Annotated in this window: 17 protein-coding genes; all 17 read right to left on the bottom strand. The window is 38.9% G+C overall.

Annotated elements, in window-relative coordinates; genetic code table 11:
• Window positions 1-76 precede the first annotated feature (76 nt).
• Window positions 77-2,944 carry an excinuclease ABC subunit UvrA gene (gene uvrA, locus IV84_RS05985; protein ID WP_046871917.1) on the bottom strand — a complete coding sequence of 956 codons (2,868 nt, stop codon included), beginning with the start codon at window positions 2,942-2,944 and terminating at the stop codon, window positions 77-79.
• A gap of 11 nt (window positions 2,945-2,955) precedes the next feature.
• Window positions 2,956-4,959, bottom strand: coding sequence for an excinuclease ABC subunit UvrB (gene uvrB, locus IV84_RS05980; RefSeq protein WP_046871916.1), 2,004 nt, complete (start codon window positions 4,957-4,959; stop codon window positions 2,956-2,958).
• A 197-nt stretch (window positions 4,960-5,156) separates the two neighbouring features.
• Window positions 5,157-5,786, bottom strand: a complete 630-nt coding sequence (locus tag IV84_RS05975) for a YfbR-like 5'-deoxynucleotidase (RefSeq protein ID WP_046871915.1) — start codon at window positions 5,784-5,786, stop codon at window positions 5,157-5,159.
• Window positions 5,787-5,810: 24 nt separating this feature from the next.
• Window positions 5,811-7,538: a phospho-sugar mutase gene (locus IV84_RS05970; protein WP_056986248.1), complete on the bottom strand. Its 1,728-nt coding sequence runs from the start codon at window positions 7,536-7,538 to the stop codon at window positions 5,811-5,813.
• 224 nt (window positions 7,539-7,762) lie between these two features.
• On the bottom strand, window positions 7,763-8,704 hold the full coding sequence (gene trxB, locus IV84_RS05965) for a thioredoxin-disulfide reductase (protein WP_046871913.1): 942 nt from the start codon (window positions 8,702-8,704) through the stop codon (window positions 7,763-7,765).
• A gap of 163 nt (window positions 8,705-8,867) precedes the next feature.
• A complete protein-coding gene (gene galU / locus IV84_RS05960) occupies window positions 8,868-9,776 on the bottom strand; it encodes a UTP--glucose-1-phosphate uridylyltransferase GalU (RefSeq protein ID WP_046871912.1) in 909 nt (302 codons plus the stop codon).
• 56 nt (window positions 9,777-9,832) lie between these two features.
• Complete coding sequence (locus tag IV84_RS05955; RefSeq protein WP_056986247.1) at window positions 9,833-10,849, bottom strand: NAD(P)H-dependent glycerol-3-phosphate dehydrogenase; 1,017 nt, start codon at window positions 10,847-10,849, stop codon at window positions 9,833-9,835.
• A 69-nt stretch (window positions 10,850-10,918) separates the two neighbouring features.
• Window positions 10,919-11,761, bottom strand: a complete 843-nt coding sequence (lgt, locus tag IV84_RS05950) for a prolipoprotein diacylglyceryl transferase (protein ID WP_046871910.1) — start codon at window positions 11,759-11,761, stop codon at window positions 10,919-10,921.
• Window positions 11,762-11,776: 15 nt separating this feature from the next.
• Window positions 11,777-12,718 carry an HPr(Ser) kinase/phosphatase gene (hprK, locus tag IV84_RS05945; protein ID WP_046871909.1) on the bottom strand — a complete coding sequence of 314 codons (942 nt, stop codon included), beginning with the start codon at window positions 12,716-12,718 and terminating at the stop codon, window positions 11,777-11,779.
• A 30-nt stretch (window positions 12,719-12,748) separates the two neighbouring features.
• Window positions 12,749-13,111, bottom strand: coding sequence for a phage holin family protein (locus IV84_RS05940; protein ID WP_046871908.1), 363 nt, complete (start codon window positions 13,109-13,111; stop codon window positions 12,749-12,751).
• Between the two features lie 104 nt (window positions 13,112-13,215).
• Entirely contained in the window at window positions 13,216-13,557 is a 342-nt protein-coding gene (locus tag IV84_RS05935) for a PspC domain-containing protein (RefSeq protein ID WP_056986246.1), read from the bottom strand.
• Window positions 13,558-13,803: 246 nt separating this feature from the next.
• Complete coding sequence (gene phoU, locus IV84_RS05930) at window positions 13,804-14,481, bottom strand: phosphate signaling complex protein PhoU (protein WP_046871906.1); 678 nt, start codon at window positions 14,479-14,481, stop codon at window positions 13,804-13,806.
• An 18-nt stretch (window positions 14,482-14,499) separates the two neighbouring features.
• Window positions 14,500-15,255: a phosphate ABC transporter ATP-binding protein PstB gene (gene pstB, locus IV84_RS05925; RefSeq protein ID WP_046871905.1), complete on the bottom strand. Its 756-nt coding sequence runs from the start codon at window positions 15,253-15,255 to the stop codon at window positions 14,500-14,502.
• A 67-nt stretch (window positions 15,256-15,322) separates the two neighbouring features.
• Entirely contained in the window at window positions 15,323-16,126 is an 804-nt protein-coding gene (gene pstB / locus IV84_RS05920; RefSeq protein WP_056986245.1) for a phosphate ABC transporter ATP-binding protein PstB, read from the bottom strand.
• 15 nt (window positions 16,127-16,141) lie between these two features.
• Entirely contained in the window at window positions 16,142-17,029 is an 888-nt protein-coding gene (gene pstA, locus IV84_RS05915) for a phosphate ABC transporter permease PstA (RefSeq protein WP_046871903.1), read from the bottom strand.
• Window positions 17,026-17,949 (bottom strand): phosphate ABC transporter permease subunit PstC, encoded by a 924-nt coding sequence (pstC, locus tag IV84_RS05910; protein ID WP_046871902.1) that lies wholly within the window; start codon window positions 17,947-17,949, stop codon window positions 17,026-17,028. Before pstC ends, pstA begins: the two co-directional genes overlap by 4 nt.
• Before the next feature lie 5 nt (window positions 17,950-17,954).
• Window positions 17,955-18,821 (bottom strand): phosphate ABC transporter substrate-binding protein PstS family protein, encoded by an 867-nt coding sequence (locus IV84_RS05905; protein WP_046871901.1) that lies wholly within the window; start codon window positions 18,819-18,821, stop codon window positions 17,955-17,957.
• Between the last annotated feature and the right edge of the window lie 128 nt (window positions 18,822-18,949).

The following is an 18,949-nucleotide window of genomic DNA, read 5'->3' as shown; positions in this document are numbered from 1 at the left end:
TCACCAACAACAGTTGACGAAGAACCAAAAAAGTCGAAGCACCTAATCTCGGTGTTTCGACTTTTTCAATAATAAACTATATTTTTTTCTCAGTTGCTGAAACCTCTGTAGTTCTTTTCTTATCACGTTCTAATACCGGTTTTAGGTATTGACCTGTATAACTTTCTTTAACCTCAGCCACATGTTCTGGTGTTCCAGTTGCAACAATTGAGCCACCCCCAGCACCGCCTTCTGGACCAAGATCAATTAAATAATCGGCCGTTTTAATCACATCTAAGTTGTGTTCAATAACTAAAACAGTATTGCCTTTATCAACAAGTCGCTGCAAAACTTGCAACAATCGCTTGATATCATCCGTGTGTAACCCAGTCGTAGGTTCATCCAGAATATAAAAGCTCTTGCCAGCAGACTGTTTATGCAATTCAGCAGCCAACTTCATGCGCTGAGCTTCACCACCAGATAACGTGGTTGCCGATTGTCCCATTTGTACGTACCCAAGACCAACGTCGACAATTGTTTGGAGTTTTCGTCGAATTTTAGGAATTGCTTCAAAGAAATCTAAAGCTTCTTCCACGGTCATTTCTAAGACATCCGCAATGCTTTTACCTTTGTATTTCACTTCAAGTGTTTCTGAGTTATATCTTTTTCCTTTGCAAACTTCACAAGGCACATAAACGTCCGGTAAAAAGTTCATTTCAATTTTAAGAATTCCATCGCCCTTGCATGCTTCACAACGACCACCCTTAACATTGAAACTAAATCGCCCTTTTTTATATCCACGCAATTTGGCTTCATTTGTTTGTGCAAATAAGCCACGAATGTCATCAAAGACACTGGTATAAGTTGCGGGATTACTTCGTGGCGTTCTCCCAATTGGACTTTGATCAATATTAATAATTTTTTCAATATTCTTTACGCCAGAGATTGATCGATATTTCCCAGGTTTCTCGGAATTATGGTTAAGTTTCTGAGCCAACGCCCGTTTTAAAATCGTATTAATAAGTGTCGACTTACCCGAACCAGACACGCCAGTCACGGCAATAAATTTGCCAAGTGGAAAATCAACGTTAATATTCTTTAAATTATTCTCAGCTGCACCTTTAATCGTAATTTTTTTACCATTACCTTTACGACGTTTTAAGGGAACCGGTACAAACTTTTTACCAGCTAAATATTGCCCAGTTAATGACGTGGGCACTTTTTCAACTTCTGCTGGCGTCCCGGCAGCCATAATCTCACCACCGTTGGCACCAGCCCCTGGCCCAACATCAATCAAATAGTCGGCGGCTCGCATCGTATCTTCATCATGCTCAACAATAATTAAGGTGTTCCCAAGATCACGCATCTTTTTTAAAGATCCAATTAATCGATCATTGTCTCGCTGATGAAGCCCAATTGAAGGCTCATCAAGAATATACAAAACGCCAGATAAATTAGAACCAATCTGCGTAGCTAATCGAATTCGTTGAGCTTCTCCCCCCGATAGGGTTCGTGAGGAACGACTTAAAGTTAAGTACTCTAGACCCACGTTTTTAAGAAAGGTCAAACGATCTCGGATTTCCTTCAAAATTGGTTTTGCGATGGTTGTTTCTTGCTCAGATAATTCAACATGATTAAAGAAATCCATTGCATCATTAATAGGCAATTCCGATACTTCTCCGATATGTTTACCCATAACTTTAACACTTAAGGCTTTGCGATTTAACCGATACCCATGGCAGGTTTGGCAAGTCAGTTCACGCATATAACCACGCATGACATCCCGGGTAAAATCACTGTTAGTCTCGCGATAGCGGCGATCCACATTATTAATTACACCTTCAAAAGCCGCGTCGACATCCCGAACACCACCAAAATCACTTTCATAATGAAAATGGAATTTTTTACCTTTTGATCCATAAAGGACAAAGTCTTGCTGATCCTTACTCAATTTTTCAAATGGCGTATCCATATCAATTTTGAATGCATCACAGGCCTGTTCCAACAAGCTCGGATAGTACTGAGAACTAATTGGATTCCATGGCGCCAATGCTCCTTCTCGTAAAGTCTTGCTTGGATCCGGCACGACTAAATCCAAATCAACCTCAAGCTTAACTCCTAACCCGTCACAATCCGGACAAGCTCCAAATGGCGCATTAAACGAAAACAATCGTGGCTCTAATTCACCAACTGTGAACCCACAAACTGGGCATGCATAATGTTCAGAAAATAAAATGGGCTCTCCATCAATAATGTCAGCCATTGCATACCCACCACTTAATCGTAGTGCAGCTTCAAATGAATCAAATAAACGTGATCGAATTCCTTCTTTAACCACAATTCTGTCGATCACAATTTCAATGGTATGCATTTTGTTCTTATTTAAATCAAGCTCTTCTTCAATATCATGAATCTCACCATCAACTCGTACACGAACAAAGCCTTCACGCTTTATTTTTTCAAAAATCTTTTTGTGTTGCCCTTTTTTTTGACGCACAATTGGCGACATAATTTGCAATTTGGTCCGCTCTGGCAATGCCAATACCTGATTAACCATCTGCTCAACAGATTGGCTCGTAATTGGCGTCCCATCGTTTGGACAAATTGGATGTCCTACTCGCGCCCACAAAAGTCGCAAGTAATCATTTATTTCTGTCACGGTTCCAACCGTAGAACGGGGATTTTTTGAAGTTGTTTTTTGATCAATTGAAATTGCCGGACTTAAGCCGTCAATTGAATCAACATCAGGTTTATCCATTTGACCCAAAAACTGTCGTGCATACGCCGACAAACTTTCAACGTACCGACGCTGTCCTTCAGCATATAGGGTGTCAAAGGCTAATGAACTTTTACCAGAACCAGATAAACCAGTGATCACAACCATTTTATTCTTTGGAATCGTTACATTAATATTCTTTAAATTGTGTGCACGCGCGCCATGGATGACAATTTTATCATTTGCCAAATTCGTTCCCCCTAGCCCATTTCGGTCTTTAATTCCATTATTGTATCACGTAATGTTGCCGCTTGTTCGAAGTCTAATTTTTTAGCTGCAGATCGCATTTGTTCAGTTAAATTGTTAATCATCTTTTTCTGGTCTGCAGTTGACATGTCATCAAAATCAGTTTCCAAGAAATCGTCTTTTTTACCCGTATCAGTAGTTTCTTTAGTTGGGGCAATTAAATCACGAATCGATTTTTTAATTGTATGTGGCGTAATATGATGCTTTGTATTGTACGCTTCTTGAATTTTACGGCGTCTATTCGTTTCATCAATCGTAGCCTGCATTGAATCCGTCATCTTATCGGCATACATAATTACCTGACCATGCTCATTACGAGCTGCCCGACCAGAAACTTGAATAAGCGATCTGGTATTCCGCAAGAATCCTTCCTTATCGGCATCCAAAATTGCCACCAGGGAAACTTCCGGAACATCAATCCCTTCACGGAGAAGATTAATTCCGACTAACACATCATATTTTCCGGTTCGTAAATCACGAAGAATTCTGGTTCGTTCAAGCGTCTTAATATCACTATGCAAATAAGCAACTTTAATACCTAATTCTTTTAAATAATCCGTTAAATCTTCGGCCATTTTTTTGGTCAAAGTTGTGACAAACACCCGTTCATTGCGTTCGGACCGTTTATTAATTTCACCAACTAAATCATCCATTTGGCCCATAATTGGTCGCACTTCAATTTTAGGATCTAGCAGCCCCGTTGGCCGAATGATTTGTTCAACCACATTATTGGTCTGCGCCTGTTCGTAAGGCCCTGGCGTTGCAGACATGTAAATAATTTGATTAATATGCTTTTCAAATTCTTGTAATGTTAACGGACGATTATCTAAAGCACTGGGCAAACGAAATCCATAATCAATCAATTGTTGTTTTCGCGAACGATCACCTTTGTACATACCACTAACTTGGGGCATGGTCACATGTGATTCATCCACAACCATGAGAAAATCCTTGGGAAAGAAATCTAGCAAAGTGTATGGTGGCTCCCCAGGTTTACGCCCATCCATAAATCGGGAATAATTTTCAACACCACTTGTATAACCCATTTCGCGAAGCATTTCCACATCGTAGGTTGTCCGTTGTTTCAAACGTTGTGCCTCCAACAATTTCCCTTCGCCTTCTAAAACTTTTAATCGATCCGTTAATTCGGCTTCAATTCCCTTAATGGCAACTTCCATTTGATCTTCATTCGTCATAAAATGCGTTGCAGGAAAGATAGCAACATGCTCACGATCACCAACAACCTCGCCAGTTAACGCATCCACTTCACGAATCCGATCAATTTCATCACCAAAGAATTCAATCCTCAAAGCTTTTTCATCATGTGAAGCTGGAAAAATTTCTACAACATCCCCATGCACACGAAAACGACCCCGTTGAAAGTCAATATCATTGCGTTCAAACTGGATATCTACTAATTTTCGTAATAAATCATTACGTTCAATCTGTTGTCCGACCCGCAAAGATACTGTATGATTTTTATACTCAGTTGGGTTTCCTAAACCAAAAATACTCGAAACTGAAGCAACTACAATCACATCATTTCGTTCCAATAAAGAACTCGTGGCAGAATGGCGTAGCTTATCAATTTCGTCATTAATGGAAGAATCCTTTTCAATATACGTGTCACTGGATGGCACATAGGCTTCGGGTTGATAATAATCATAGTAACTAACAAAATACTCAACTGCATTGTTAGGGAAAAATTGTTTAAATTCACCATAAAGTTGCCCTGCTAAGGTTTTATTATGCGACAAAATTAACGTGGGTTTGTTGACCTGTTGAATGACATTTGAAATTGTAAATGTTTTTCCTGTTCCAGTAGCCCCCAATAAAATTTGGGCTTTTTCACCAGCATCAACTCCGGAAACTAATTCTTTAATGGCCTTAGGCTGATCACCCGTGGGTTTATAGTCTGACACCAAATCAAATTTATTATTATCAACTCGATCAATCATTTGCGAAAGCCTCCATTTCGTTCACACAAAAAAAGGAAAGCTATTGCCTTCCTTTACAACAGTGTCTTTAATTTTAACATACCGAACATACTTTCGCTATAAACCTGTTTAATCAAAAATCAACTCAAACAATAACTGATTTCTATTCAACATTTTAAAAAAACATTCAGGCCAAATATCCACTTTTATAGTTACCCTTAGCCAACAATATGTTGAGTAATTTCTTCTAACTTTTCTTGATCCGAAAACTTTTCTCGAAGTAAATCTGGTAAAACCTCATTTAAAAAGTATTGGACAGAAGCCATGGATTTAAATTTTACAATCGTTGTTAGACTTTCTTTGTAAATTTCTTCGTAAGTTAATTCGGGATTTCCCTTTTGAATTTCTCCAAATGATTCGTACAACAAATCAATTTTATCTGCTACCGACAAAATTTTACCTTCTAAAGTTGAATCTTTTCCTTCAGATAGACGGCGGCGATAGGCAGTTCGAAACTCACTCGGAATTTCAGTATTTACAAAGCTTTCTGAAAGAGAATCCTCCACATCAGCCAACATTGCCCGTAATTTAGGTGTCGCATATTTCACCGGCGTTTTAATATCACCAATAAAACGCTCATTATAATCGTGATTTAGAGCTTTTTCATAAAGTGATTGCCAATTAATTGTTTGCCCACTGTTTTCTTCAACATCTCCAAGAAATTGCGCAATTTGAGCAACCTTAAAAGAATGCTCAGCTACAGAGTGTTTCTGATATTTAAAAATACCAGGGGCCCGGACCAATGTCTCTAAACTACTTAAACTTTTGATATACTGATGAATTCCCATGTGCAATCCCCCAATTAGTCTGTTTTAAGCCTCTATGAAATGATCAATTGCCTTTTCAAAATCAGCAACTTTTTGTTGAGCTGCTTTATTACTGTCTGCTGATGTCCCAATATAGAATTTAATTTTTGGTTCAGTTCCAGATGGTCGAATCGCAATCCATGTGCCATCCTTAAGTTGGTATTTAAGCACATTTGAAGTTGGTAATGCAATCTTTTTACTTGTTCCATCTGAATAAGTTGTTAACTGCTTTTCAAAATCTTCTAACGCAACAACTGGTTGATCCGCAAATTTAGCTGGCTTTTCTTCTCGGAATTTTGTCATTAAGGCACTCATCTGAGCTTTACCATCAACCCCAGGGAAATCTTTAGAAATGGTTTTTTCAGCATAATACCCATAAGTTTTAAACAGATCCTGCAAGCCATCATACAGCGTTTCTCCCTGTTTGCGATAATAAGCCGCAATCTCTGCCAACATGACAATTCCTTGAATAGCATCCTTATCGCGAACAAACGGCTTGATTAAATAGCCATAGCTCTCTTCAAATCCGAACACAAAGGTATGGGCCTTAGTTGTCTCATAACTCTGAATTTGATCGGCAATAAATTTAAATCCGGTTAAAACGTTCACCATTTCAACGCCGTGGGCTTCAGCAATTTTAGTTGCCAATTCACTGGAAACAATTGATTTTACGGCAACCGCATTGTCAGGTAAGGTCCCGTTTTCTTGGCGGGCTGTTAAAATATAGTTCAACATTAAAGCTGCCATTTGATTCCCTGTAAGTAACTGATATTCACCATCAGGTTGACGAACTGCGGCACCCAACCGATCGGCATCAGGATCCGTAGCTACCAACAAATCAGCTTTCTGCTTTTTTCCAAGTTTAATTGCAAGATCAAACGTTTGCGCAAACTCTGGGTTAGGAAAAGGCGTCGTAATAAATTCAGGATCAGCAATAGCTTGTTCTGGCACAATTGTAAAATCACTAAACCCGGCATTTTGCAGTGCGCGGTTTCCCAAAACTTTTCCTGTTCCGTGCAAAGGAGTATAAATTAGTTTCATGTCAGCTCCATACTCGCTGATTAAATCTGGATTAATCGTAATTTGTTTGACTTCATTAAGGTAGGCCTGATCGACACCTTCACCAATTAAGGTTTCCATCCCGTTTTGCCGTAATTCATGTTCCTTAGCTACCGGAACATCAAATATATCGGTCACTTTTCGGATGTATTCTGTAATTTTATCAGATTCTTTAGGTGGCATTTGACCACCGTCAGGTCCATATATCTTGTAACCATTATATTGTTTAGGATTATGGCTAGCTGTAATCATAATTCCAGCGTAAGTTTTCAGATGACGAACCGTATAAGAAAGTTCAGGCGTTGGACGCATATCATCAAACACAAAAATAGGAATATGATGAGCTCCTAGAACATGCGCAGCTTCATGAGCAAATTCTTTTGAGTGATAACGGGAATCAAAACTAATTGCAACTCCTCGTTTTTTCGTTTTAGTATCCAACTCATCCATAAAGTTTGCGAGCCCCTCAGTAGCTTGGCGCACCGTGTAAATATTCATGCGATTAATTCCAGGTCCCATAACCCCACGCATTCCGGCCGTTCCAAACTCCATTGGTGCATAAAAAGCTTCTTCTAGTTTTGAATCCTGTCCTTCTAAATCATTTAACTCTTCTTTCAATCCTGGTTCTAAATCGTCACGCTTCAACCATGACTGATAGGTCTCTTTCCAACTCAAGTCGTTACCCCCAACTATTTGGCATATTTTTTGTTTTACAGCTTTAGTATACAACATTTACGATTGAAAATTGAAGCGTTTGCTTTGGTATAGACTAATCTTAAGGTTCCCACCCAATTTTAGTAAGTTGTGATTACCTCTGTAAGACCCAAAAAAAAGCCTCAGGAAAAATCATTTCCCGAAACTCATCTTAAAATTAAAAATTAATAACCTAATTCATTTTTCTATTTAGCTGTTGCTTTAGCCTTTAAATCCTGGATATAAGAGAATACTTCCTGTCCTGCAATGCCACCCTCGCCAACTGCTGTTGCAATTTGACGTAAGTCTTTTTGACGCACATCACCAACTGCAAAAATTCCTGGTACTTTGGTACGCATGTGATCATCAGTTGGAATCCAACCATTTTCATCAAGAATTGGTAAGTTGTGTAGATTATCCGTCATTGCGTGATTGCCGACATAAATAAACACGCCAGAAGCCTCAATAAAACTATCCTCACCGGTTTTGTTATTATTAACCTTCACACCGGTTACTTTTTGATCATCGCCCACTACTTCGGTTACATTGCTGTCCCAGACAAACTCCATTTTAGGATTAGCAAATGCGCGTTCTTGTGTAATCTTTTGAGCACGTAATTCATTTCGACGATGAATAACGGTTACTTTTGAAGCCAATTGAGTGAGATAAATTCCCTCTTCAATTGCGGAATCACCACCACCAACAACAATCAGATGCATACCTTTAAAGAACGCACCATCACAGACTGCACAGTATGAAACGCCGCGGCCACTATAAGTATCTTCACCGGGAACTCCTAATTTTTTATATTCAGATCCAGTTCCAATCACAATTGCTTTGCCCGAAAATTCATCGGTATCTGTTTTGACTGTTTTTAAATCACCATGGTCCTCAATACTTTGAACACTGCCATAAGCATATTCGGCACCAAACTGAATTGAACTATCATACATATCTTTCGCTAAATCAGGTCCCAAAATTGATTTAAAACCCGTATAGTTTTCAATTGCTGCCGTATTATTCATCTGCCCACCATAAATGCCACGGTCTAACATTAAGACAGATAAATTGGCTCGTGAAGCATAAAGCGCGGTTGTCATCCCCGCTGGTCCTGCTCCAATAATAATGACATCATACTCTTTTGCCAAATGCTTGCACCTTCTCTTTCACGTTTTAACACAATATACTATTTTATTTTCTGAAAGTCTAGCGATTTGCTTACAAAAAGTTAGTTATATATCTACAGCATAAGCAAACTGGCAACATCAGAATTTTCTGATAATTGCCAGTTTGAATTACTTTTTTGTTTTTTTATTTAGATTTTTTTGTTGCTTTATCTTCTTCAGTTAATTCTGCACCCAATTGCTTAATATATGCTCGAAGTTCATCACGAACTTCTGGATGTTTCAAGCCATATTGAATGTTAGTTTTTAAGAACCCAAACTTATTTCCAACATCGTATCGTTTTCCAGTAAAGACATGGGCAAACACACGTTGAGTTTTATTGAGTTCATTAATTGCATCCGTCAACTGAACCTCATTACCCTTACCAGGTTTTTGATGTGCTAAAACATCAAATATTTCTGGTGTTAATAAGTAACGACCAATGATGGCATAGTCACTAGGTGCTTCTTCTGGACTTGGCTTTTCAACAAAGCTTTCAACATTAAATAAGTCAGATTTAATCTTGGCCTGAGGTTTAATTACCCCGTACTTTGAAACTTCCTTATGGGGAACCTGCATAACCGCCAAAGTTGATGCATGGGTTTCATCATAAGAATTCATCAATTGTTTGGTCAATGGAATTTTGTCTTCCATTAAGTCATCACCAAGCATAACTACAAAGGGTTCATCACCCACGAAATCCTTAGCCATCAACACAGCATCACCTAAACCACGGGGATGTGATTGACGAATGAAGTATAGATTAATATCCGTTGTTTCTTCAACCAATTTTAAAAGATTGTCTTTATGTTTAGCTTTTAAGTTATTTTCCAATTCAGGCACAGAATCAAAATGATCTTCAATAGCGCGCTTGCCCTTTCCGGTTACAATTAGAATATCTTCAATTCCTGCTTTTTTGGCTTCTTCAACAATGAATTGAATCGTTGGTTTATCAACAATCGGTAACATTTCTTTTGGTGAAGCCTTTGTTGCTGGCAAAAATCTTGTTCCTAATCCGGCTGCGGGAATAATAGCTTTTCTAACTCTTTCTGACATAAGTAAATCTCCTTTTATTTAAAAGCCTTTTAACTAGATGTTCTGTAAAAGTTGTCTTACTCCATTTCTGGTTTTCCTTCACGATCCATTAATTCATCAATCGCTGTTTTAACTTCTTTTCCGTTATACAAAACATCATAAATTGCGTTCGTAATTGGCATATCAATGTGGTTTTGGGCAGCTAACTCGTATGCAGCTTGGGTTGAAGGAATTCCTTCAATAACCATTTCCATTGTATCAATAACCTCTTTTAAAGGCATTCCTTGACCAAGTTCATTGCCTGCACGCCAGTTCCGTGAATGGACACTTGTAGCTGTAACAATCAAATCACCCACACCGGATAAACCGATGAATGTTAATGGCTTTGCACCCATTGCGACACCAAGACGACTAATTTCAGCCAATCCACGGGTCATAAGGGCTGCTTTTGCATCATCACCATAACCTAATCCGTGTAAAGCTCCAGCTCCGATTGCAATTATATTTTTAAGTGCTGCGCCAGTTTCAACACCAATCACATCATCATTTGTGTAAACTCGGAAATATTTATTCATAAACAAATTTTGAACTTTTTTGGCAGCATCTTCATTTGAACTAGCTGCAGTAACCAAAGTGATATCCTTTTTAGCTACCTCTTCAGCATGACTTGGTCCTGAAAGCACAACGATTGCTTTGCGATTACGTTCTGGAATTTCTTCTTCCAAAACTTGAGAAAGACGTTTGTGTGTCCCCTGTTCGAGGCCCTTACTTGCATGCACAATAATTGGTTTGTTACCATTTTTTTCCAAAACCTCAACCATTTCATTGGCAACCAAACGCATAACCTTGGTTGGAACTACAAATAATACTACGGCAACGCCGTCAAGAGCTGCTTCAAGATCATCATAAGCAACTAACTTATCCGAATATTTAAATCCCGGAACATAATGTTCATTAGTGTGCTTCTCGTTTAATTCTTTAACTTGGTCGGATGCGTTTGACCAAACTCGAACGTCATTTCCGTTCTCTGTTAACAAATTGGCCAAAATACTACCCCATGAACCAGCACCTAATACCGCAATTTTCTCAGACATTAATATAACTCCTTATAATTAATCATTTCTTAGTTTACTTTTCTATTATCCAACATTCTCAGATATTACTCAACTTTTCTGAGGATTTAATTCGTTTCCATCCAAATACCAAGGGTTATCTGGCATTCTTTTTCGTCTAACTGCCCAAAGCACAATCCCGCCGAAAAACAAAATAGCTGATAAGAGTTGTGACACCCGAATGAAATTGCCAATCATCAAACTATCCGTTCGCATACCTTCGATGAAGAAACGACCGAATGAGTACCATATGACATAACTTAAGAAAACCTCTCCTTGTTTGAAGAGCCCCTTACGATGCCGGAAGCTTATAAGCAAGATAAATCCGAGAATGTCCCAAATTGACTCATACAAGAACGTCGGTTGCCGATAAGCACCATCAATAAACATTTGTTGCACGATAAAATTAGGAATATGTAAATTTTGTAAAAATTGAAGCGAAGTTATTCTTCCAAACGCTTCTTGGTTCATGAAATTACCCCAACGACCAATTCCTTGCGCCATTAAAACAACTGGACCTGCCACATCTAGCATCAACCAAACGGGGATCCATTTTGCTCGACAGAAGAAGAAAACGACCAATCCAGCACCAATTAAGGATCCGTATATCGCAATTCCACCATCCCAAATGGCAATAATCTGATCTAAATGTTTGGAATAATATGACCACTCAAAAATCACATAATAGGCCCGTGCAAATATTAACGCAAAGGGTAAGGCCCACAAAATCATATCATAAATATCATCCGAATCAATTCGCCGTTTATTGCCTTCCTGTACAGCTAAAAAAGTAGCAAGTACAACGGCACTGGCAATTATAATTCCGTACCAGTGAACTTCAATTGGTCCCAATTTTAATGCAATTGGGTTCAAAGCGCCTACTAATAAATTCACACCGCCATCTCCTGCTTAATTCTTTTTTGAATTATCTTTAATGAGCTCATTTAAGTTTTCATCAAAGACTTTGGTTGCATCGTATCCCATATTTTTAGCTCTGAAGTTCATCGCAGCTGACTCAATAATAACCGCTAAATTTCGACCAGTACGGACGGGGATAGTAATTCTAGGAATTTCAACATCGAAGAATTTACGTGTTTCCTGCCCATTTCCAAGCCGATCAAACTTTTTATCATCGCTCCAGTTTTCAAGATGCACAATCAGATTAATATCCGTTTCCGTTCTAACTGCACCAGCACCAAACAGATTCATGACATCAATAATACCAACTCCACGAATCTCTAACAAATGCCGTAAGATCTTTGGTGATTCACCAACCAAGGTTTGTTCATCTTGCTGATAAACGTCAACACGATCATCTGCAATCAACCGATGCCCCCTTTTAACCAATTCAAGCGCCGTTTCACTCTTACCAACACCAGAATCTCCAGTAATCAATACTCCAAGTCCATATATATCCACAAGTTCACCGTGGACAGACTGACGTTCAGCTAACTTTCCCTCAAGAAAGTTGGTCATATTACTCAACAATCGTGAAGTTGGCAAAGCGGAACCCAGAACTGGAATATTTTTTGCTTTCGCCGCCACTGTTAGTTCCTGTGGAATTGGTAGGCCTCGGGAAATCACGAACGCTGGCGTATCTTCATGCGCCATTCGTTGATAGATATCAAGGCGCTCATCACTCGTCATGCTACCTTTTGCATATGAAATTTCAGTTCGACCAAATAGTTGCACCCGTTCATGAGGATAAAAATTAAAATACCCGGTTAGTTCCAAACCGGGACGCGAGATATCACTTACAACAATATCTTTTTTATCTAAAAACTCTTTACCTGAATAAACATCAAGTCGGATCGATTTCACAAGCTCTGAAACCTTTACGCTATCTGCCAAAAGCATTGCCCCCTATCATTTTATAAAAAGTTATTTAGCACTTCTAATAAAGTAATTTGAAATAATCGCATTTAAAATAGACATTAGTATTGCAATCCACATAGTCATCCCGAACGATGAAAAATAGAAATTAGCGGGGCCAACCAACACTGAAGTTAGTTGCAAGATTAATGCATTGATTACAATGCTAAATAGTCCCAGTGTTAAGATCGTAATCGGTAAAGATATAAGCTGTAGAAAAGGTTTTATCGAAGCATTTAAAAATGCCAAAACTAAGCTAGCTCCAAGCGCTACCCAGACATTGGAGACTACAAAACTACCACTGTTTCGATAAAATCCTGCCAATGCAATAAATAAAATTGCATCAACTAGTACTCTTTGCCAAAACCTCATTTTAAAAACTACCTCCTCTAAATGTGTTATGCACCAAAAAGGCGATTTTTTGCTTTGCTACATAATGCATCATAGCTACACAACTCGCCTTTAAACCGCTCTCATTAATCCCGATGCTTAGTTGATGGATCGTCTTCTTCTTGCACATTTTTGATAACTTTTCGTTTTCGAGGCTTAGATTGTGCCCCTGGCTGGGTCTGGCCAAAACCTGAAAAGAAGTTTTCTGTAAATCCACTTGGCCGTTGCTCCTGGCTTTCAGGCATTAACCATGCAAGAAGCGCATAAATAATGACCCCGGGAATAAAATGGGTAACCATCGTAATTAGTACGAACACAAGCCGTACAATTGAAGCATCAATAGAAAAATAATCAGCAATCCCACCTAAAACACCGGATATCATGCGACTATTAGATTTTGTAAATTTTCGTTTTGAATTTGATTTCATGACTTATTCACCTCATGTTATTAATTAGTTATATTCTACTGCTTATGAAGCTTAATTGGCAAACTTAACCTCTACATATTAATTGGCAAGTCCTCTTCTATTATATACCTGCTAACCACATTAAGAGACTAAAACGCTACAATCTGCTTAATTGAAATTATACACAGACTTTTACACATATGCTATAAAAACTAAAAAACTTGATAGATTCTTAAATTCGCCTCCATCAAGCTATGTTTCATTAAATTATTTTACTTCCGGATGCTGGTCTGTTGTTAATTCCGTGATATGTCCTGTTTTGTTGTAAACAACCCACTCTGCAATATTACCAACGTGATCTCCAATTCGTTCTAAATAACTAGCAACCATTAAATAGCTTGTGCTGCCAGTAATTACTTTGGCATCCTCTTTCATGGATTGCACCGTTTTCTCGCGAACTCTCGCGTATTCGTCATCCACCTTTTGATTGTCCTTAGCAATTCTTTTTGCTTTAGTTGCATCCTCTTTTACATATGCATCCAATACTTCTTCCAACATTGAACGTACAGTATTAGTCATTTCTGCAATCTCGGTTTCAATTGATTTAACCCGATGCTCCCCCTTTAGCTCAATAGATTCCTTAGCAATTCCAACTGCATGATCACCAATTCGTTCCAACTCAGAACTAGCCTTCAATACAATGATAATTCTTCGGAAATCTGTTGCTACTGGTTGTTGGAGTGCAATTAGCATCAAAGCTTGATCTTCCAAATCAACTTCTTCTTCATTAATTTGTTCATCATGTTCAATAACTTGCTGGGCAAGAGCCTTGTCATGATCGATAAATGATTTTGAAGCTCGATAAATGGCCTCACTTACATTAATACCCATTTCCGTGAATTTTCCATGTAATTTTTTTAATTCATCTTCAAAAATTCCGCGCATATGAATAGCCTCCTTGTATTATCCAAATTTTCCGTTGAGATAGTCACTCGTAGATTCTTGCTTCGGTGCAATAAATAATTGCTTTGTTAAACCCGTTTCAACCAGTTTACCATCCAAGAAAAACGCAGTTCGATCTGATATTCGCGATGCCTGTTGCATATTATGTGTGACAATTGCAATGGTAAATTTATCCTGAATATCAAGCAACAAATCTTCAATCTTCCCTGCTGAAACTGGATCCAAAGCGCTTGTAGGTTCATCCATCAAAATGATTTCCGGCTGCACTGCTAAAACCCTGGCAATACAGATTCGTTGCTGTTGACCACCCGAAAAGGACAACGCATTATCATTCAATTTATCTTTCACTTCGTCCCAAACAGCCGCCTGTTTTAAACTTGTTTCGACTCTTTCTTGAATTAGTTTTCGATCTCGAATTCCAGCTAGCCTTAAGCCAAAGGCGACATTTTCAAAAACTGAAAAGGGAAATGGATTGGGTTGTTGAAATACCATCCCTACTTTTTTCCGTAACTCAACCACATCCGTTTTCGGACTATAGATATCTTTGCCATCCAGTTTAAAGCTCCCCGTAATCGTCACTCCCGGAGTCAGGTCATTCATGCGGTTCAAGCAACGTAAAAAGGTAGATTTTCCACTTCCTGAAGGCCCAATTAATGCCGTAATTTTTTGTTTTGGAAAATCCAGATCGATGCCGTGTAATGCTTCTTTGTCACCATAATATAAACGAACATTATGTGTGGTAATTACATTTACCATGCTTTTCTCTCCTTTGCAGGGACTTTATAAAACACTCTTTTTCCCCCAAAACATCTTCAAAACTACTTCATCCAAAATTTCCCGAAATATAATCTTCCGTAGCTTGAATTTGTGGTCTCGTAAAAATCCGTTCCGTTCGATCAAACTCCAAAATGTGACCCATGTGAAAGAACGCCGTATAGTCACTAATCCGGGAAGCTTGTTGCATGCTGTGAGTCACCATAATGATGGTATAGTTTTTTTGTAACTCTTGAAGTGCCTGCTCTAATTTTCCAGTTGAAATTGGATCTAACGCACTGGCAGGCTCGTCTAATAGCAAGACATCTGGGTTCATGGCTAAGGTACGGGCAATACAAAGTCGTTGCTGCTGACCACCGGAAAGATCCAAGGCACTCCGATTCAAATCATCCTTCACTTCATCCCAGAGTGCCGCTTGTCGCAAACTTTTTTCAACCCGCTGAGCAATATCCTGCTTATTTTTGATGCCAGATTTTCGAAGCGGATATGAAATGTTTTTAAAAATCGACTTGGCAAACGGATTGGGTCTTTGGAAAACCATTCCGACGTGCTTACGCATTTCATAAACATTAATTTCTGGTGTATTGATATCGATATCTTGATACATAATTTTCCCTTGCACAGTTGCAATGTCATCGTTCATTCGATTCAAGCATCGTAAAAAGGTAGACTTTCCGGATCCAGATGCACCAATCATTGCGGTAATTGCATTCTTCCGAAATTGTAACGTACCATCAAAAATCGCATGATTATCGCCATAAAATACCTGAAGATTTTCTGTTGATAATCCAATTTCTGTTTTTGTTGGATCAAATTTATGCACATAGTTGTCTGTTAGTGAATAAGTTTTCATCTGAAACACCTCATTTTATTTTGATGCCGTCACTTTCCGATAAATCCGATTGCCTAACCAGCGAGCAGAAAAATTAAAAATCAGGACTGCCAAAATTAAGACTGCGGATGCACCTGCGGAAACGGCACTGGCATCTGGCATGATTCCTTCAGAATTAATCTTCCAAATATGGACTGCTAAAGTTTCGGCCGGCCGCATGGGATTTAAAGGACTTGTTGGACTCAACGGGTTCCAGTTGGAAAAGTTTAAAATTGGAGCACTTTGTCCAGCTGTATAAATTAATGCAGCTGCTTCTCCGAAAATTCGGCCAGCGCTTAAAATAATGGCCGTTAATATTCCGGGTAATGCTTCCGGAAAAATAACTCCCAATACCGTTTGCCATCTGGAGAATCCTAACGCCAGTCCAGCTTCCCTTTGTAATTTTGGTACAGATGCTAATGAGTTTTCCACACTTCTCGTTAACAACGGAAGATTGAAGAAAGTTAATGCAATCGCACCTGATAAGATTGAAAATCCTAGTTTAAACTCAATCACAAACAATAAGAAACCAAAAAGTCCCACAACTACGGAAGGTAACGAGCTTAAAACTTCAATAGCAACCCGAATGGTACTTGTCACCCAATTTTGTGGTGCATATTCAAATAAATAGATCCCGGCGCCAAGTGCAATTGGAAAAGAAATCAAAAGGGTTAATACCAACAAATATAATGAATTAAATAGCTGATCACCAATCCCACCGCCCTTTAAAAAAGATTGTGAAGGTGATGTCAAAAAATGCCATGACACATGTGGCAGGCCAGTAACCAAGATATACCCAATTAGGGCGACCAAGATTAAGACAACCACACCAACTAAGAAACCAATAATTGCGGTGGCCAATTTATCAATTTTTTTAGCATTCATTTGGCCATCCTCCCTTTCTTCCCAATGTAACGAACAATCAAATTAAAGCATAGCGACATCAATAACAGAATGAGAGCTAGCGACCAAAGCGCATTGTTTGGTAACGTACCCATAACTGTATTTCCCATTCCCGTTGTCAGTACACTTGTTAATGTAGAGGCCGGTGAAATAAGATTGTGTGGCAGTAATGACGCGTTTCCAATAACCATTTGAACGGCAAGAGCCTCTCCAAAAGCTCGTGCCATCCCGAAGATAATCGCCGTTAATAAGCCTGGTATCGATGCCCGTAAAACAACTTTGTAAATTGTTTGCCAGCGAGTTGCCCCCAATGCCAATGAAGCCTCACGGTAAAAACGGGGAACTGCTCGTAAACTGTCCACATACATTGACGTAATTGTTGGAAGGACCATCACGAATAAAACCAATGTTCCTGAAAGGATTCCAAAACCAGTTCCACCGAATACCGTTCTAACTACTGGCACCACAATTGTGAGTCCCACAAAACCATAGACAACTGAAGGAATTCCGACTAATAATTCAATAACTGGCTGAAGAAATTTAGTTCCTCGGCGAGGTTCAATTTCTGTCATAAATAGCGCCATTGCAATCGCAAATGGTGTTGCCAAAACAGCCGAAAAAATTGTTACAGAAAACGAACCAACAATCATGGGAAGGGCACCAACCAATGGTGAGCCATTCTTATCAACTTGGCTAGGATTCCAATTTTGCTTCGTCAAAAAATCCCAGACGGACACGTGATCCTTGAAGAAAGTTGCTAACCCCCGCGAAGCTACTAAGTACAAGATTGATACCACTAACAAACCAATTAAAAATGTACAAAAGAAAGCAATTGCTTTGCCATAACGATCTTGCTTAGTTGCTTTAGAAGAATGTGTCAACTGCCGTTTAATATCTTCCAAATTGATTACGCCCCTTTCTTCAAATCATGAACTTTGCCGTGACGATCACGGGTGACTTTCATATCATGCGTAGAAATATACCCTAAATTAGTAATTAACTCTTTTTGATTTTTTGGTGATTGAATATAATCTAAAAATTGTTGAGTGGGTCGATTAGGTTTTCCTTTTGTGTACATATGCTCGTAAGACCAAATTGACCAGCGATTATCGATCACATTTTTAGCCTTAGGTGCCACATGATTAAGATTCAACGCTCTGACCTGATCGTTTACGTAGGAAAACGAAGTGTAACTAATTGCACCTGGGGTTGCCGCCACAATTTTTTGAACCGTTCCGTTTGAGTCTTGTTCTTGAGAACGCACGGCCTTCTTGTTACCAAGCACACTTGTCTCAAACGCGCTTCGAATTCCGCTTCCTTGAGCACGGTTAATTACGGTTATTTTTTGGTTTTTACCACCAACTTGCCGCCAATTTGTCACCTTACCACTAAAAATTTGTGTAAGCTGCTGCATACTTAAGTTTTGAACCGATACTTTTTTATTGACGATCGGTGTAATTCCCACCACCGCCACCTTATGATCAACCAGTGCATACGATTTGATTCCAGTCTGATTTTCTGCAAAAACATCTGAATTTCCGATGGTGACTGCGCCGGCCTGAACTTGACTTAGTCCCGTCCCAGAACCACCACCTTGAACTGTAATATTAATTTTGGGATTAGCCATTTGAAAACTGCTCCCCGCTCGTTCAACTAGGGGTTGTAATGCAGTGGATCCTACAACTGTAATGGATTGATTATTCTTTGCTCCACATCCTGCCAGTCCAATCAAACCAACTAACAAAGCAAAAGCCAGCCCTGCAACTCGTTTCATCATCTCAACTCCTCTCAACACCTCAATCACAAGTTTATCAACCATGTGTTTAGCTATCGTGTTGTTCGTGTAAAGATTGTGTAAAGATACAAAAAAATGGATCTACACTTTCTGGTATTGGTGAATAA

Origin of the sequence: Pediococcus damnosus (genome assembly GCF_001437255.1) — a bacterium.
GTDB classification, from domain to species: Bacteria; Bacillota; Bacilli; order Lactobacillales; family Lactobacillaceae; genus Pediococcus; species Pediococcus damnosus.
Note: the sequence above shows the minus strand (reverse complement) of the source record. Positions and strands in the feature narration are given on the sequence as shown.

Excerpts from the sequence above, each read along its gene's own strand:
- uvrB (WP_046871916.1), bottom strand. The coding sequence starts at position 4,959 with ATGATTGATCGAGTTGATAATAATAAATTTGATTTGGTGTCAGACTAT.
- IV84_RS05975 (WP_046871915.1), bottom strand. The coding sequence starts at position 5,786 with ATGGGAATTCATCAGTATATCAAAAGTTTAAGTAGTTTAGAGACATTG.
- galU (WP_046871912.1), bottom strand. The coding sequence starts at position 9,776 with ATGTCAGAAAGAGTTAGAAAAGCTATTATTCCCGCAGCCGGATTAGGA.
- IV84_RS05955 (WP_056986247.1), bottom strand. The coding sequence starts at position 10,849 with ATGTCTGAGAAAATTGCGGTATTAGGTGCTGGTTCATGGGGTAGTATT.
- IV84_RS05940 (WP_046871908.1), bottom strand. The coding sequence starts at position 13,111 with ATGAGGTTTTGGCAAAGAGTACTAGTTGATGCAATTTTATTTATTGCA.
- IV84_RS05935 (WP_056986246.1), bottom strand. The coding sequence starts at position 13,557 with ATGAAATCAAATTCAAAACGAAAATTTACAAAATCTAATAGTCGCATG.
- phoU (WP_046871906.1), bottom strand. The coding sequence starts at position 14,481 with ATGCGCGGAATTTTTGAAGATGAATTAAAAAAATTACATGGAAAATTC.
- pstB (WP_046871905.1), bottom strand. The coding sequence starts at position 15,255 with ATGGTAAATGTAATTACCACACATAATGTTCGTTTATATTATGGTGAC.
- pstB (WP_056986245.1), bottom strand. The coding sequence starts at position 16,126 with ATGAAAACTTATTCACTAACAGACAACTATGTGCATAAATTTGATCCA.
- pstA (WP_046871903.1), bottom strand. The coding sequence starts at position 17,029 with ATGAATGCTAAAAAAATTGATAAATTGGCCACCGCAATTATTGGTTTC.
- IV84_RS05905 (WP_046871901.1), bottom strand. The coding sequence starts at position 18,821 with ATGAAACGAGTTGCAGGGCTGGCTTTTGCTTTGTTAGTTGGTTTGATT.